The organism is Waltera acetigignens (assembly GCF_025567015.1).
Classification (GTDB): domain Bacteria; phylum Bacillota; class Clostridia; order Lachnospirales; family Lachnospiraceae; genus Acetatifactor; species Acetatifactor acetigignens.
The window spans coordinates 21,120-22,308 of the sequence record NZ_JAOQJO010000001.1; the positions used below are offsets into that span (position 1 = coordinate 21,120).

Below are 1,189 nucleotides of genomic sequence, written 5' to 3' on the forward strand. Positions count from 1 at the left end.
AAGCTCCATGAGCTTCTGCGCCCTCTTTCTCAGGAAGATATTGATACTGCCCTTTGTGCATGGAACGGCAATATCGAGAGTAAACACGCTGTTGTCCGCTATATGAAAGACCATGCAAGAGAAAAAGATACCGCCGCATGGCTGGCTCAGGAATACGGCGGCAGTAACAGCCTGTTCGTTGTCCGTGCCGGCAGCCCGGAGGAAACGCAGCTACCCTGGCCGAAGGTACAGCGCAGGCTTGCCCAGCTCATTCAGGAGGACCGGTTCTATACCGAAGAAGAACAGGACCGTTTTGACGACATTGACCCAATTGCCATCCGGGAAGCTCTGGAGGAAAGAGGGATCGTCAACGGCCAGGTGGCAGACCCGGAAAAACTGGACAATGATCCGTTTATCCAACAGGTGATGTCGGATGTAGAGCAGATCGCAGCTGCTGAGACAGAGCAGACTTCCGAGGTTTCCATTTCCGATGAGGAATATGATGCAGTTCGCCGCCCAACTCCGCAAAGAACCTCCTATGACCCTGCCGCCCCGGTCTATGCCGTGGGCGATACCGTGTATATCGAGGATGACGCCTATCAGATCACCGAGCTGCGAGAGGACACCGTACAGCTTCTGCCCACCGGGATGGTATATCCCATCTACCGGGCAGAGCGCAAAGAACAGTTCGAGCAGCTGCTTCGGGCAGACCGCCGCAATGCTTACTATACCGAGTTTCTTCCTACTGACCCGGACAAGGCAGATCAGGACTTGCGGGATGTATTGGCTCATGGACTGATGGATGAAGCGGATAAAAAGCAGATTTCCACGCTGCTGCAATCCGGCAGGAGCAACAGCGAGATCGCCTACTGGCTGAGCAGAGCCTATTCCGGTGAGATCGAGACACTGAATCTGGAGACCGGCGATATTGCCGATTACCGTACCACGGCACAGGGCATAGAACTGGAAGTCATGGATGCAGAGGAAAAGCGTCTGGCTATGCTGTATTTCCGCTGGGATGAAGTTGCGCCTTTGCTGCGCGGGATGTATGCCCGTCAGCAGGACGGTTTTGGACAGGAACGCCCCGAACCGGCTGCCGAATCCCCGGCCTTCCATTCCGAGACCGTGGCCGTCTATCCGGGCGATAAGAACAATCTGCCTTATGATGTGGTGGTGGAACGACTGCATATCGAGGAGCCGGAGCCACCAG

Annotated in this window: 1 pseudogene; it reads left to right on the plus strand. The window is 55.4% G+C overall.

The window, feature by feature from the left end:
• Positions 1-1,189 (plus strand): annotated as a pseudogene (locus OCV96_RS00110) (SNF2-related protein); the annotation flags it as partial.